This is a genomic window from Polynucleobacter sp. 71A-WALBACH (assembly GCF_018882365.1).
Taxonomy (GTDB): domain Bacteria; phylum Pseudomonadota; class Gammaproteobacteria; order Burkholderiales; family Burkholderiaceae; genus Polynucleobacter.
The window spans coordinates 60,024-73,656 of record NZ_JACVOP010000002.1; the positions used below are offsets into that span (position 1 = coordinate 60,024).

The window sequence follows — 13,633 nt, forward strand, 5'->3', positions numbered from 1 at the left end:
TTTTTTGGGTTGAATTTTAGGTTGCACACTGATTGATTAAGTGCTCACGGAGTAATTTTGCCGACGGAGATAAGGTGGAGTCAGACTTGATAGCTAGCAATAGATTTCGCTTTGCCCAAGAATCATCTAAGGCAACAATCTGAAGATCCATGGCCTTTATTTGTGCAATGCAGGCTTGCAATGGCAGCACACCAACCCCCAAATTTACGGCAATCATTTGACACATGGCATCGTAACTACGTACCTGAATACGCAGTCTCATTTGCTTACCTAGTTTTTCTGCGCTCCTCGAGGTGAGCTCTAAGAGGGAGCTGCCTCGATTTAGGCCAACAAAGTCGTACTCGAGGCACTCCTCAAAAGAGGCTCGCTTTCTTTTGCTAAGCGGATGGGATTTACTGCAGGCAATGACGAGCTTGTCGTTGCCAATAACTTGAGTATCAAGGCCTGTAGTGGGTGCTCCTTCAGCAAATACACCGATGTCAGCAATCCCATCAAGCAGAGCTTTGACAATATCCCCGCTGATCTGTTCCTCCACCTCCACCTGGATCTCAACATGATCTTTAAGAAATTGAGCCAGAGCAGCAGGTAAAAATTCCGTGAGGGCCGACATATTGGCCCACAGGCGGACATGACCTGTATAGCCCTTGGAGTATTCACCCAATTCATTGCTAAATTGCTCAAAACCCTGAAAGAGTCGCAATGCATGCTGCATGACCGCATGGCCAGCGTGAGTGAGGGTAACGCCCTTTGCGGATCTATTTAATAGGGAAAGCCCCACGGTTTCCTCTAATTCTGAGATGCGTCGACTAGCTGCCGATAATGCCAAGCTGCATTCATTTGCACCCTTGGTAATGCTTCCCGATTTCGCAACTGCACAAAAGAGTTTAAGGGTAACAAAGTCGATTCTGGCTGGGTTTAGCAAGGTTTTCATGGAGGTATTTTATCCATGCCTTCGCAAAATGAGAAGGCATTCTCGATTCATAGCAATTCTCAAGCAGGCCAAAAAGGCGTAATTTAATAAAAAAGCTGATTTAAGGATAAAGATGGAGCCGTTAGCCAAGTTAAAAGTTATCGAAATGGGGCAATTAATTGCTGGCCCGTTTGCCGCTAAAACGCTGGCAGATTTTGGTGCTGATGTGATCAAGATCGAGCCTCCAAAGGTAGGGGATGCTTTACGTAAATGGCGTCTACTAAAAGATGGCACTTCAGTATGGTGGCAGGTGCAGTCGCGCAATAAGCGATCCCTCTCACTAGATTTAAGACAGGCTGAAGCTCAAGAAATTGTTCGTACCTTAATCAAGGAAGCGGATGTACTGATCGAGAATTTTCGACCAGGCACTCTAGAGGGGTGGGGGCTTGATCCAGAGAGACTTCTAGAGCTCAATCCCAAGCTCATCATTTTAAGAATTAGTGGCTATGGTCAAACAGGCCCTTATCGAGATAAGCCAGGGTTCGGTGTTGTTGCTGAAGCGATGGGTGGTTTGCGACATTTAACAGCCGAGCCGGGTAGAGTTCCAGTGCGTGTTGGCATTAGTATCGGTGACACCTTGGCGTCTTTGCATGGTGTGATCGGAATTTTATTGGCCTTACAGGAGCGCCATCAGAGTGGTATGGGTCAGGTAATTGATATCGCTTTGTATGAAGCGGTCTTTAATTGTATGGAAAGCTTGCTACCTGAGTACAGCGCTTTCGGAGAAGTTCGACAAGCCGGTGGCAGTGCTTTGCCAGGCATTGCCCCAAGCAACGCATATCTTTGTGCTGATGGCGGTTATGTATTGATTGCTGGTAATGGCGATAGTATCTTTAAGCGTCTGATGAATATGATTGGCAGAGCGGATTTAGCTAATGACCCCGCGCTTGAAAACAATGATGGCAGGGTAGCGCGTGTTGCAGAGTTAGATCAGGCAATTGGTGCTTGGGCTCAAACAATGACGACGGATCAAGCCCTGCAGTTACTGGATTCTGTAGCAGTTCCTGCTGGAAAAATTTATACCATAGCTGATATTGCCAATGACCCCCATTACAAGGCGCGTGGCAATATCGAAAGTATTCAGATGCGCGATGGGACGACATTGGATGTTCCAAGCGTGCTTCCAAAACTCTCTCGTACACCTGGCTCCATTAAAACTTTGGCTCCCGATATTGGCGAAAATACCGATGAAATTCTACAAAGTATCGGATTAACAGAGGCGCAGGTAGCATCTTTAAAAGAACGCGGTATTGCCTTTACCAAATAATCACTAACCTAACTAAGCGATTTAATCTTATGACTAGAATTTATTTCAATGATGTTGTGACCAGAGACGGATTTCAAATTGAGCCTAATTTCATTCCTACAGATGACAAGGTTAAGCTGGTAGATGAGCTGAGCCAGTGTGGGTTTGCCAAGATTGAGGTGACTTCCTTTACATCACCCAAAGCCATTCCAATGCTACGCGATGCAGAAGAGGTGATGGGTAGAATTAAACGCCTACCTGGTGTTGAATACACCGTCTTAGTGCCGAATTTACGTGGGGCGGAGCGTGCCTTCGAATCCTGTGCAGATGAATTTAATCTCGTCATGTCCACATCAGAAACGCATAACCTGGCTAATTTACGTATGGGTCGAGAAAAAAGTTTTTCTGGTTTGGCTGAGGTGATTCAGTATGTCAATGGTAGAACTCCTATCAACGTTTCTCTTTCAACTGCTTTTGGTTGCCCTATGGAAGGTGATGTGCCACAAAGCGTAGTGGAGGGCTTCGTCCAACGCTTTGCAGACTTGGGGGTACGCGGCGTTACCATTTGCGATACAACTGGAATGGCGCATCCTGCCCAGGTTGCGACTATGGCAAATGATTTGCAAAAGAAATTTTCTAATTTACAGTTGACCTTCCATTTTCACAATACGCGCGGAATGGGATTGGCAAATGTGCTTGCGGCAGTGCAGTCAGGTATTACTCGGTTTGATGGCTCCCTTGGCGGATTGGGAGGGTGTCCCTACGCACCTGGTGCCAGCGGCAATATCTCCAGTGAGGATGCTATTCATATGCTGGATGCGATGGGGTACGATACAGGCATCGATATCCCTAAATTACTGGGCATAGCTCGTGAGTTGCCCTTGATTGTTGGGCATCCCGTGCCTGGGCAAGTTGCAAAGGCTGGAAGTACGTGTGACTTACATCCTGCCCCAGCTTATGTGGATGAATTGCGTTAAATTGCTTTAACCTAAATTGAAAGTTAGCCTCATGCGCACCTATTTTTCTAAGATCAATTTACTGATCTTGATCCTCTTAAGCCAGGTATCTATTTCTAGTTACAGTCAAGATTCTGGAAAGTATCCCAATCGGCCAATTACATTTATTGCTTCTTCTGCACCGGGTGGTACGACCGATTTCACGGCAAGGGTATTGGCTCAACCCCTTGGCACTGCATTGGGTCAAACCATTGTGGTTGAGAATAAAGCTGGTGCGTCCGGAGCGATTGCTGCTGCTGCCGTAAAAAAGGCTGATCCTGACGGCTACACTTTATTAGTCCAGTATTCAGGCTATCACGTCATTACGCCTTTAGTGAGCAAGAACCCATTACCTTGGGAACTGAAAGATTTTCAACCAGTTGCGAATGTCATCTCGGCGCCACAAATTGTGGTGATACGCGCGGACTTGCCCTTCAAGACGATGAATGACCTGATTGCATACGCAAAAGCCAACCCAGGTAAATTGAATTACGCATCATCAGGCAACGGCTCATTGCAACATGTGACTGGCGCAATGTTAGAGCAGCAGGCTGGTATCAAAATGACCCATGTACCTTACAAGGGCACGGGGCCGGCATTAGCCGACTTATTGGGTGGGCAGGTTGATCTGACCTTTGGAACGCCTCCACCATTTATCCCTCATATCCAAACCGGTAAATTACGCGCACTTGCAACTACCGGTAAGAAGCGTTTACAGAGCTTGCCTGATGTTCCTACAGCTGCCGAAGCGGGTTTACCGAAATTGGATGCCACGTCATGGTTTGCGGTTTTTGCTCCAGTCAATACCCCAGCCTCAATTGTGAATCAGCTCACTACTGAAATCGCTAAGGTAATGTCTACGCCAGCATTCAAGCAAAAGGCTGTGGAGATGGGTGCTGAAGCGGTGTATATGAACCCGAAGCAATTGGATGAGTTTATTAAAAGTGAAAACACCAGATGGACCTCAGTCGTGAAAGCCGCAAAAATTGAAGCTGACTAAGATAGGAAGTGCTTAAGCATGATTGATCACTTGGACCACCTTGTTTTAACGACAGCACGTGAAAGTGAGTGCATTGATTTTTACACCCGAGTTTTGGGAATGAGGTTAGAGAGTTTTATTGGGGGAACTCCACCAGTTGAGCGCAAGGCATTTCAATTTGGTAACCAGAAAATCAATTTACATATCAAGGGTAAGGAATTTGAGCCTAAGGCCGACATTCCGACCCCGGGATCCCTGGATTTATGTTTTATTGCTGATAGGCCGCTAGTACAGGTTATCGAAAAGCTGGGTAAAGAGAATTGGCCCATTGTTGAAGGCCCCATTATTCGAACTGGTGCTACCTCTAAAATCAATTCAGTGTATGTGAGAGACCCAGATCAAAACTTAATTGAAATTAGTGAGCTGATCTAAGATTCCTTAAATGACTCAAGACCAATTTCTCAAATTACTGATTGCCGATGAATTTCCTGAACCTACGTTAGTAGAGCGTGAGGCTGGAGGATTTTTAGATACTCATACGCATCCCTTTGAGGTAAAGGCTTTGGTAGTTTCAGGACAAATTGATTTAGTAGTTGATGGTGTTAAGTCTGTCTATATTGCGGGCGACGTATTTCACTTGCTAGCTAATGAAGTCCATACTGAGAGATATGGAAATAAAGGTGTTCAATACTGGGCAAGCAGAAAAAACGTATCCAAAGACGATCAACCGACATCGAGCCATGATTGCTTAAGTCCGTAAATACTCCTACGGGCATACAACTTTTAAAAGAGGGGTTATCAAAGCTCAAGCAAAAATTTGACGGTACTGAGGGCGAGCCCTATATCATCGAAAGCAAGAAGTTCAAGGCGCTATATTTTGATAGTGAGTCCACTCAAAGCTTGATGGACATGCAAGCTCCCATACGTTTAGTAGTCAACTATACCGAGACTATGATGGGGTTTCTACTGTTTCATGCTGATCCAAAAAAGATCGCGATGATTGGCTTGGGAGGGGGTTCGCTTGCTAAATACTGTCACCATTACTTACCAGGCGCATGTATCTTGGTATTGGAGAATAACTCCAAGGTCATTGCGCTCAAAGATAAGTTCCATGTCCCGGAAAATAGTGCCCACTTTAAAGTTTTAGAGGCCGATGGTGCGGCTTATTTGCGAGACACAGAAGAAAAATTTGATGTATTGCTAGTAGATGGCTATACCAAGTTGGGACAAGCGGCTCAACTTTGCAGCGAGGATTTCTACGCTAGTTGCTTAGCCTGCTTAAAGCCTGATGGTGTGTTGGTAATTAACTTTTCTGGTGCGGCAGGCCTTAATCAGATCTATCAAGAGAGAATTGATCGAGTTTTTCAGTATCCATCCGTATTGGTGGTGGAGGACGATCGGATGAACCAAATTTTATTCGTGAGCAATGGATCGAGTCTGAATACCTCAGCAGAGGATCTCCTCAGGCGGTCTGTAGCCCTAGCCAAGACTCATGAAATTCATTTGGCTAGAACTACTCAGAACTTTCTAGCACAGAGAAAACTAGATGCGCGCTAGTTAAGGGTAAAGAATTTGATATGTATCAAGTACACTTTGCCTATTGGGTTCAAACTGATGAGATTGTTCGATTATTTTTAATAAAGTGAGCCCCCATGAAGCTTAAATTTGTTGGTCCCGCATCAGTTTTAGATAATGGCGATGTCTCCTATCCAGCGATGCTTGATGGCAAACCTCTCAAATGCAGTTTTAGTTATGAGGCCTTGCAGGACTTGGATCCCGAAGGTGTAGAAACAAATGCCCTGCAATTGTTTAAAACTCATCAATTAAAGTTGCTTTCGATAGCCGAGCAAAAGATTTTGAATGGACATGCCACTGATGGCGCCGTCCACTTATTTAGCCATGATCTAATTTTGGATTAGTTATTAGTTATTAGTTATTGTTTTAGTATCCCGTTTTTTAAATAGAAAGAGAAAATATGTCATTTAATCACTCAGTAATTTGGATTGACCATCAAGAAGCGCGCGTAATTTATTTCAATCCCACAGCAAGTGAGAGTGAAGTGATCAAGACTAGATCTACTCATAAAAATATTCATCACAAAAGTGGTTCTGTTAGTGGTGCACAAGCTGCGCCAGATCAGCACTATTTGCACGAAGTGATTCAGGCGGTAAAAGAATCGAAGGAGATTTTGATTGTTGGGCCAGGATCTGCAAAATTAGAACTCATGAAGCATGCGACTAAGCATGACCATGAGACCGCTGACAAAGTGGTGGGTATTGAAACTGTTGACCATCCTAGTGATGGACAGTTATTGGCTTACGCTAAAAAATACTTTGCCAAAGTAGATGGTTTAAAAGGCGATACCGTTATTACCGGCTGATGATGAATCCCCCTGAAAATGGGGGATAATTTACCGATGCTGCTCATTACTGCTTTCTTGGCCAACGGTTTGTTGGCGCTCATCGTGATCCTGTTTCACTATGAAGTGCTTTTTCAGTTAGATAAAAACCTGCCTAAAGTGGCTCACATTGCCCCTCGATTCAAAGTGCTCTTGGGTGTTGGCGCAATATTTCTTGCTCATGTTTTCGAGATCTGGGTCTTTGCGTTAGGCTACTATGCCACCCTGCAATTTCCTGCGATGGGGAATCTTGTAGGTGAGTTGTCTGGCCATGGCATCTTGCTCGATTGCGCCTATTTGTCATTTATTACTTTTACTACCGTAGGTTACGGTGAGATAGTTGCCCAGGGGTATCTACGTTATTTGACTGGAGTTGAGGCTTTGACGGGGCTGATTCTTATTACCTGGTCCGCATCATTCTTATTTATAGAAATGCAGAAGTACTGGACTGTCTATAAAACTAATCAGACAAAGCAATTTAAGTAGATGGCGCAAAATTGACTGGAGTTAAGCTGCCTGTATATAGGTGAAGTCTAAAAATCTTTCATTAAACGCAGTGCCAATACTCGGGTCTGTACAAACCCATTCTTAATTTCCATATCGCGTCCATATTGCAGTGAGATTCTGCCAATCGGTGTATACGCTTGACTGCTCAATAAAAATCGCTGGGTGTTCGTCACATTATTCATGTAGTTGTTGTTGATCGAAGTCGCACCACCTGCCACATAGAAGTACGCAGCGCCTACAGTGAAGATTTGATTAATGCGATAGATTGGTCCAAGCTGAGTGGTCGTGAGGGGTTTCTGTGTCAATGAACCATTTGAAGTGAGTCCACATGCAGTTGCGCACTGACTATTGCCACCAAACCACATCGTATCTACTGCGATCATCCCATCGACACTATCGGTAATCGGTGCCTGAAAGCCTAACTGTACATCGGTTCTAAAGCGGTTCTCACTGAGGTTAAATGCTCTTTGGCTAGAGTAATTCCCAGTAGGGCTAATAAGATAGCCTGCTAATCCAACGTAGGTTCTAGTGGCTTTGTTGTGATAGGGCCAAATTGCCGTTGCTAGAGTGAGATCGCCGATTCCGTTATCACTTGATTGGGCGGAAAGGGATCCTGCAGGGCTTACTGTTCCATAGGGCAACTGTACATAGGAGACGGCGGGAAGTTCGCCAAGCAAATAAGTTGTAGCGCCACGCAAAATTGTTAGTTGAGTATCTATTACTGGATTTGTGTACAAGCTTTTTGGTCTGGTGATGCCAACAGAACCGTTGTTATAAAGCGTAGAGTTTTCAGTATTGAAGTAGCTAATCGTAATGACATTTTTATCGGGTGGAGGGGCAACAATATCGTTAGGCTGCAAATCGATTGCCCACGCCATGAAAGGTGTCAAAAGAAAAATTAGGAGAGGCGTGATTTGAATGCGATGCATAGCGCTCGTATTTTATCTATAGCTTGGTATAAAGGCGATGACTTTGTTAGGTGTTTACCATCAGCGCTTACCCGTAATGATCTCCTAAACCATATAAAATGGGATTTCTATACCCAGTTACTTGGGCCCAATGCACTTTACTAGGCTTATTTTTTTCATTCGAGGTTTTCATGTCCTTTTTTTCAAGATTGTCCATTGTCCTTTGCGCATTGATTTTGGCGGCTTGCCAGTCGACTGGGAGCGATGGAAAGCCTCTGTCAGAGCAAGAAATTCTTCAGAAACGACAAGCTACTCTTGCGATGTCGAAAACGGGTTTGGCAGCTTTCGTTAAACAAAATCCAGCAATGAAAAAGGAGATAGAGGCTGCTCCTGGATATGCTGTTTTTAATACGACTAACGTCAATGTTGTTTTATTAGTTCTTGCTAGAGGTGAGGGGGTGCTATTTGATAAGCGCCGATCTGAGCCCGTTTTTATGGAAGCCATGAAGACAGGTGAGGGAGTTGGTGCGGGCTATCAGCAGCAGTATCAGATCATCATCTTCAAGAATACGGATGCAATTGATCAGTTCTTGTTAACTTCTATTGATGGACAGCACGGTGGCATGGATGTCGATGCCAATTTTTCTGCAGGCTCTGGCGGAACCGTCCGCTCTTTTAATCCCTACATTTCAATCTATACGGTTGGTTTATCTGGCTACGATCTGCAAGCCAACTATGGCGGAACACTCTACTTGGTTGATCGGCAGCTGAATGATGCGAAAACTTTAGATGCTTTGCCATCGAAGACCAAATAATTTAGGAAAATTGTTGTTGATAGTGCAGTGCGGTTTGAATGGTTTGAAAGTGAATATCCACGGTCGATTCAATTTCTTTGCCGTAGCCGCCTGCCATGCTGAACGCGATCAGAATTTGTCGATCTAGGCCATATTGAAAAACGTATTCGTCACGCTGGCGCATTCCATCTTTGTTGATGCTGAGTTTCCCTAAGCGATCCCCTTCATGTGGATCGGCGCCCGCCAAGTAAATGATCAAGTTAGGCTTAAAGCGCGCATCTAATATTTCCAGGCCTTTGTGAAGGGCGGCTAAATAGGCCTCATCCCTTGTTTCATCTGGCAAACCAATATCCAGATCACTTACTTCTTTAGTAAAAGGAAAGTTATTTTCTCCGTGTATTGATAGAGTGAACACCGTGGGGTCATTTTCTAAGATGGAAGCAGTGCCATTACCTTGGTGAACATCAAGATCAATAATGGCAATCTTCAGCTGAGAGTTAATTTCTTTTTGGATTGCCCTGGCCGCAATGGCAGAGTCATTGAAGACACAGAATCCACTGCCTTTATTACGATAGGCATGATGGGTGCCTCCGGCTAAGTTCGCTGCTACTCCTTCAGTGAGCGCGGATTTAGCTGCAGCTAGAGTAGCACCCGCAGACCTTCGAGAGCGCTCTACCATTTGCATACTCCATGGAAAGCCAATTTCTTGTTGCTCTTGCGGGCTAAGGGTGCCCTGTAAGACTTTAATCAGATAACTCGGATCATGTGCATAGAGTATTTGAGTGTCAGTGATAGTGGGTGCATTCTCAAGTTGTACGCCATCTAATTGCGATACCAAGTCGCGTAATTTTCTGTACTTTTCCATCGGAAAGCGATGTCCGGCGGGAAGTGGTAAAACATAGTGATCTGCGTAAAAGGCTTTCAAAGCGATCTCATTTTTTGAGTATGTTGATAAGTCTATTCGTTTTTGAATAGGTAGGTGTGGGTAAGTCAGAGAAATCCGGATTCAAAGGTAATAAATCCTTTTTGCCGAGCAAGTTATGTGTAACTTGTGGCAGGGAAATGACTTGGCGTAAATCTTGGGCTAAAAATTGGGAGTCCATCAAGTATTGCTCTGATGCCTGCCGACTCAATAAGTCATCCTCATCAACGCCTGGAGTGAAGTAAGTGACTACCTTGATTTACTGGTTTAGAAATGATTTAAGACTTGCAGACAACCCTGCCTTAGTAGAAGCCTGTCTTAACGCTAGCCACTTACTGCCTATATATATCCATCTCCCACGGGCGCAATCTCTTCATGCCTTAGGCTTCCCGAGAGAGGATCGCCATCGCCACGCATTTCTGCGGGAGTCATTGGATGACTTGAGAATGCAGTTGCGTGATCTAGGGTCTGATTTAGCGGAATATGACGGCGAGCCTGCGGAGGTGTTGGCACAACTAGCTAAAACTGCTTGTGCGGATGTGGTTTATTGTGAGCGCGTTGAGGCTCCAGAAGAGATGTACCAGAGTCAACAGATTCAGGAGCGGGGGATTCTGCTTAAAGAATTCTGGCAGTCGAGCATGTTAACGCTAGAAAGTCTGCCTTTTACCGCTCAAGACATGCCAGATATGTTTACCCAGTTTCGTAAGGAGATAGAACGTGCTGGTTTGAAGTTTTCTATTCCAGTTGCCGCACCAATGAGTATTCCACCACTGCCATTGTGCTCAGATGCTCTGCCGCGAGCAGTTGATAGGCAAGTAACTTCATCGGCCCATGGCTTCTTAGGTGGTGAGCGCAATGCCTCTGCCCACTTAAAGCAATATTTAGCAAGACGACTACCCGACAGTTATAAAGAAACGCGCAATCAACTCATTGGAAAAGACTACTCAAGTAAGTTTTCTCCTTGGTTGGCCCTAGGCTGTCTTTCTGCGAGGACGATCGCTGCGGAGTTAGCTGAGTATGAGCGGTGCCATGGCGCTAATGACGGCACTTACTGGCTTTGGTTTGAACTTCTCTGGCGAGATTATTTTCGATTCCTGCACTTGAAGTATGGCAGACGACTTTATCAAGAGAAAGGCTTGACCGAGACTTCTCTTGTGCAAGGTCACTCCCAACAATTTGATCATTGGCGAACTGGCAGCACTGGTGAGTTATTAGTGGATGCTGGAATGCGAGAGCTACTCAAGACTGGATACCTATCGAATCGAATGCGTCAGATTGTTGCCAGTTATTGGATCTATGATTTACAGGGCGATTGGCACTTAGGCGCCGCTTGGTTTGAATCTCAACTCATTGACTATGACGTCTATAGCAATCAAGGTAACTGGCTTTATTTAGCTGGCCGGGGAACTGATCCTAGGGGTGGTAGGCGTTTTAATATCGCCAAACAGGCTCAAGATCACGATCCTCGAGGAGAATATCAAAGGCTGTGGCTTTGAGAATATTGCAATAGCAACTCCATTGATACTTTCTCCAGCGCCTTAGCATGCGTACTTTCCAGTTGAATCGTCGGGGCGCAGTTCGCCTCCAAGGCCTCAATCCAACGGTTGATGCAAAGGCACCACTGGTCACCTGCTAACAAACCTGGAAACTGATACTCGGGTCGTGGAGTAATGAGATCATTCCCTCTTTTGAGGCTAAATTGCAAAAAGTCATTTGTAACGATGGCGCATACCAAATGACTACCAGCATCTTCCTCATTGGTTTTGCAGCAACCATCGCGAAAAAATCCTGTTAAAGGTTCAAAGGAGCAGGGCACCAGAGGTTGGCCTAATACATTTAAGGTAATGTCATCTTGCATAAATAGTCTTTTTATTAAAAGGGGATGTAAAAAATAGAATAGGGTTAAGGGCTTGGATATACCTTGAAAGATAAAGGTTTCCCGGCAGAGTCTACTTTGACCAAAACCATATCACCGGAATTGACGACCATGCCAACATAGGACTGAATATTGACGTGATGGGTCACCATGATGATTGACATATTTGGATATTGCCTACGCTCAGCTGCAATCAATTTTGTTAGCTCATCGGTTTGCCTTTTTGCCTGGCTCATATCATCAAAAAATGAACCTAAAGACGCCTCTTTTTTAACCGCCCCCCCTATTAAGCAGGGTGGCCGTATCCACACATCGACACCAAGGACTACTGTAGATTTTTGCCTGCTGAATTTCTTGATTTGCAAGCCACTCACCAATGCGCTTAGCTTGTTTTCGTCCCGAGTCTCCAAGATTTCGTTGTGTTGAGCATTGGCTGATTTGGTAGTTCTGAGGATCGCCATAGCCAGGCGCATCAGCATGCCGCATCAATAGAACATGCATCCCATCATTCAATTTACTGGCTAACTCACTCTGCGCTAAAGCAAATTTGCCCTGACAAAAAAGAAGGAGAAAAATTACTAGAAAAAAAGATGGGCGTAATTTCATAACAATATTTGGCCTACCAAGGCAAACGCTCACCGGAGTAGCTAATAAATGTGCCCGAGTCTTCTTTATCCAGTGAGAGCAATACATTGAGCATATCTTGCGCGGCATCAAGCGGGGCTCGACCAATTTGCTGGCCTTTAAAAGGTTGTGATAATCGAGAATTCACGGTTCCAGGGTGTAGTGCAATGAGAGCAACGTTAGGTTTGGTACGCGCAAGCTCAATGGCAGCAGTCTTAATAATCATATTGAGAGCAGCTTTAGAAGCGCGGTAGCTATACCAGCCTCCGAGGCGATTGTCCTCAATGCTACCTACTTTGGCTGAGAGCGTTGCCATGACAGATCCTGCTGGATCTAGCAGTTTAGAAAAATGTTTAATGGTCAGACCGGGGCCTATTGCATTGATCTGCATGAGCGTTTGAAGTTGTGCTGGATTCAGGTCATCCAGTTTTTTCTCTGGCATCCAATCAGCGGAATGCAATATCCCGATGGTGTTAATGATGAGTTGAAAGGGTGCCCCTCTTAAGAGGGGCTTGGCCGCCTCTTCAATCGTACTGAGATCTTGATAATCCATCGGATGGGCAGAGTTTCGATGAATGCCTACTACCTCTGAGCACCCAGGATGATTTTCCAGTAAGTCTATAAAGGCAGAGCCGATAGTTCCTGAGGAACCAATCACTAGTGCGCGGAGGGGTTTGGGGGTTAATGGCATCAATAGGGGTAGTGAATCAGGTCTCAGCCAGTTTATTGAATAAGTCTTAAACTTGCTTGATGACGACGCGCCTACCTCAAGCCCTATCAGAAGCCGATATCTCAAGGTTGATTGAGATGGCATGGGAGGATCGCACCCCTTTTGATGCTATTGAGGCTACTTTTGGGTATTCCGAACCCCAGGTAATAGCGTTGATGAGAAAAGAGCTCAAACGCAATTCTTTTGAGCTATGGCGTAAGCGAGTCACTGGCAGGGCAACCAAGCACGTCGCCCTACGCAGTAAGTTGGTCGACCGTGCTTATTGCGCAACTCAATACAAGCACAAATAAGCATCATGAAAAAGCTGACCATGTTTTATGACGGCCTTTGCCCCTTATGTCAGGCAGAAATCCAATTTCTTTCTGGGCGCAATCAAAAGGGCTTGCTCAGTTTTGTCGATATTAATTCGACCCACTATTCTCCTGAGCGCGTGGGCGTCTCTTGCGATCAAGCCTTGGCTTCTATGTGCGCGCAATACGATGACGGTGAACTCATTGAAGGGGTTGAGGTCTTTTCAGCCGCCTACAGTCGAGCAAACCTTCCGAAACTTGCATGGCTTTTTTCTAGGCCATCACTCACGCCTTTCTGGAATGTTGGTTATCGCTTCTTCGCAAAACACCGACATGCGATTTCGGCTTTACTCGGCCCCCTTGCGCTGCGATTAGTGAACAGAAAGGGTTAAGG

At 45.2% G+C, this 13,633-nt stretch carries 21 protein-coding genes; 14 read left to right on the top strand and 7 right to left on the bottom strand.

What is annotated here, in order from left to right; all coding sequences use genetic code 11:
- Positions 1-16: 16 nt before the first annotated feature.
- A complete protein-coding gene (locus ICN42_RS07835) occupies positions 17-931 on the bottom strand; it encodes a LysR family transcriptional regulator (RefSeq protein WP_216253137.1) in 915 nt (304 codons plus the stop codon).
- Between the two features lie 112 nt (positions 932-1,043).
- Here ICN42_RS07835 and ICN42_RS07840 point away from each other — a divergent pair, with 112 nt between their 5' ends.
- The 9 genes from ICN42_RS07840 (at position 1,044) to ICN42_RS07880 (ending at position 7,074) form a co-directional block, all read left to right on the top strand.
- The gene (locus tag ICN42_RS07840) at positions 1,044-2,237 is read left to right on the top strand and encodes a CaiB/BaiF CoA-transferase family protein (protein ID WP_216253139.1); all 1,194 of its coding nucleotides are present in this window, start codon (positions 1,044-1,046) and stop codon (positions 2,235-2,237) included.
- A gap of 29 nt (positions 2,238-2,266) precedes the next feature.
- Positions 2,267-3,193, top strand: a complete 927-nt coding sequence (locus ICN42_RS07845; protein ID WP_216253141.1) for a hydroxymethylglutaryl-CoA lyase — start codon at positions 2,267-2,269, stop codon at positions 3,191-3,193.
- Positions 3,194-3,224: 31 nt separating this feature from the next.
- Positions 3,225-4,211: a tripartite tricarboxylate transporter substrate binding protein gene (locus ICN42_RS07850; protein ID WP_216253143.1), complete on the top strand. Its 987-nt coding sequence runs from the start codon at positions 3,225-3,227 to the stop codon at positions 4,209-4,211.
- Between the two features lie 18 nt (positions 4,212-4,229).
- Positions 4,230-4,622 (top strand): VOC family protein, encoded by a 393-nt coding sequence (locus ICN42_RS07855; protein WP_216253145.1) that lies wholly within the window; start codon positions 4,230-4,232, stop codon positions 4,620-4,622.
- Between the two features lie 10 nt (positions 4,623-4,632).
- Positions 4,633-4,950, top strand: coding sequence for a cupin domain-containing protein (locus ICN42_RS07860; protein ID WP_216253147.1), 318 nt, complete (start codon positions 4,633-4,635; stop codon positions 4,948-4,950).
- Complete coding sequence (locus ICN42_RS07865; RefSeq protein ID WP_216253149.1) at positions 4,935-5,747, top strand: hypothetical protein; 813 nt, start codon at positions 4,935-4,937, stop codon at positions 5,745-5,747. Before ICN42_RS07860 ends, ICN42_RS07865 begins: the two co-directional genes overlap by 16 nt.
- Before the next feature lie 95 nt (positions 5,748-5,842).
- Positions 5,843-6,109, top strand: coding sequence for a DUF1488 family protein (locus tag ICN42_RS07870; RefSeq protein WP_216253151.1), 267 nt, complete (start codon positions 5,843-5,845; stop codon positions 6,107-6,109).
- A 56-nt stretch (positions 6,110-6,165) separates the two neighbouring features.
- Positions 6,166-6,570, top strand: coding sequence for a translational machinery protein (locus ICN42_RS07875; protein WP_216253154.1), 405 nt, complete (start codon positions 6,166-6,168; stop codon positions 6,568-6,570).
- Positions 6,571-6,606: 36 nt separating this feature from the next.
- Positions 6,607-7,074 carry a potassium channel family protein gene (locus tag ICN42_RS07880; RefSeq protein ID WP_216253156.1) on the top strand — a complete coding sequence of 156 codons (468 nt, stop codon included), beginning with the start codon at positions 6,607-6,609 and terminating at the stop codon, positions 7,072-7,074.
- A gap of 47 nt (positions 7,075-7,121) precedes the next feature.
- On the opposite strand, the gene ICN42_RS07885 is transcribed toward ICN42_RS07880, so the two are convergent.
- On the bottom strand, positions 7,122-8,024 hold the full coding sequence (locus ICN42_RS07885; RefSeq protein ID WP_216253159.1) for a transporter: 903 nt from the start codon (positions 8,022-8,024) through the stop codon (positions 7,122-7,124).
- Between the two features lie 170 nt (positions 8,025-8,194).
- Here ICN42_RS07885 and ICN42_RS07890 point away from each other — a divergent pair, with 170 nt between their 5' ends.
- Positions 8,195-8,818 (top strand): hypothetical protein, encoded by a 624-nt coding sequence (locus ICN42_RS07890; RefSeq protein ID WP_216253161.1) that lies wholly within the window; start codon positions 8,195-8,197, stop codon positions 8,816-8,818.
- A gap of 1 nt (position 8,819) precedes the next feature.
- Here the strand turns inward: ICN42_RS07890 and ICN42_RS07895 are convergent, their stop codons facing one another.
- The gene (locus ICN42_RS07895; RefSeq protein WP_216253163.1) at positions 8,820-9,722 is read right to left on the bottom strand and encodes a histone deacetylase; all 903 of its coding nucleotides are present in this window, start codon (positions 9,720-9,722) and stop codon (positions 8,820-8,822) included.
- A gap of 56 nt (positions 9,723-9,778) precedes the next feature.
- Between ICN42_RS07895 and ICN42_RS07900 the strand changes: the two genes are divergently transcribed.
- Both ICN42_RS07900 and ICN42_RS07905 read left to right on the top strand, forming a co-directional pair.
- Positions 9,779-9,964: a DUF2256 domain-containing protein gene (locus ICN42_RS07900; RefSeq protein WP_216253165.1), complete on the top strand. Its 186-nt coding sequence runs from the start codon at positions 9,779-9,781 to the stop codon at positions 9,962-9,964.
- A complete protein-coding gene (locus ICN42_RS07905; protein WP_216253167.1) occupies positions 9,965-11,215 on the top strand; it encodes a DASH family cryptochrome in 1,251 nt (416 codons plus the stop codon).
- On the opposite strand, the gene ICN42_RS07910 is transcribed toward ICN42_RS07905, so the two are convergent.
- The 4 genes from ICN42_RS07910 to ICN42_RS07925 are packed head-to-tail and all read right to left on the bottom strand — an operon-like array spanning position 11,197 to position 12,910.
- Positions 11,197-11,577, bottom strand: a complete 381-nt coding sequence (locus ICN42_RS07910) for a DUF2237 family protein (protein ID WP_216253169.1) — start codon at positions 11,575-11,577, stop codon at positions 11,197-11,199. The genes ICN42_RS07905 and ICN42_RS07910 overlap by 19 nt on opposite strands.
- Positions 11,578-11,621: 44 nt before the next feature.
- Entirely contained in the window at positions 11,622-11,831 is a 210-nt protein-coding gene (locus ICN42_RS12035) for a hypothetical protein (RefSeq protein ID WP_216253171.1), read from the bottom strand.
- 34 nt (positions 11,832-11,865) lie between these two features.
- Positions 11,866-12,309: a histidine phosphatase family protein gene (locus ICN42_RS12040; RefSeq protein WP_370626020.1), complete on the bottom strand. Its 444-nt coding sequence runs from the start codon at positions 12,307-12,309 to the stop codon at positions 11,866-11,868.
- Complete coding sequence (locus ICN42_RS07925; protein ID WP_216253697.1) at positions 12,215-12,910, bottom strand: SDR family NAD(P)-dependent oxidoreductase; 696 nt, start codon at positions 12,908-12,910, stop codon at positions 12,215-12,217. The genes ICN42_RS12040 and ICN42_RS07925 overlap by 95 nt, the downstream gene beginning before the upstream one ends.
- A 59-nt stretch (positions 12,911-12,969) precedes the next feature.
- Between ICN42_RS07925 and ICN42_RS07930 the strand changes: the two genes are divergently transcribed.
- Together ICN42_RS07930 and ICN42_RS07935 are read left to right on the top strand one after the other, a co-directional pair.
- On the top strand, positions 12,970-13,239 hold the full coding sequence (locus tag ICN42_RS07930) for a TIGR03643 family protein (protein WP_216253181.1): 270 nt from the start codon (positions 12,970-12,972) through the stop codon (positions 13,237-13,239).
- A 5-nt stretch (positions 13,240-13,244) separates the two neighbouring features.
- On the top strand, positions 13,245-13,631 hold the full coding sequence (locus ICN42_RS07935; protein WP_216253183.1) for a thiol-disulfide oxidoreductase DCC family protein: 387 nt from the start codon (positions 13,245-13,247) through the stop codon (positions 13,629-13,631).
- The last annotated feature ends 2 nt before the right edge of the window (positions 13,632-13,633 follow it).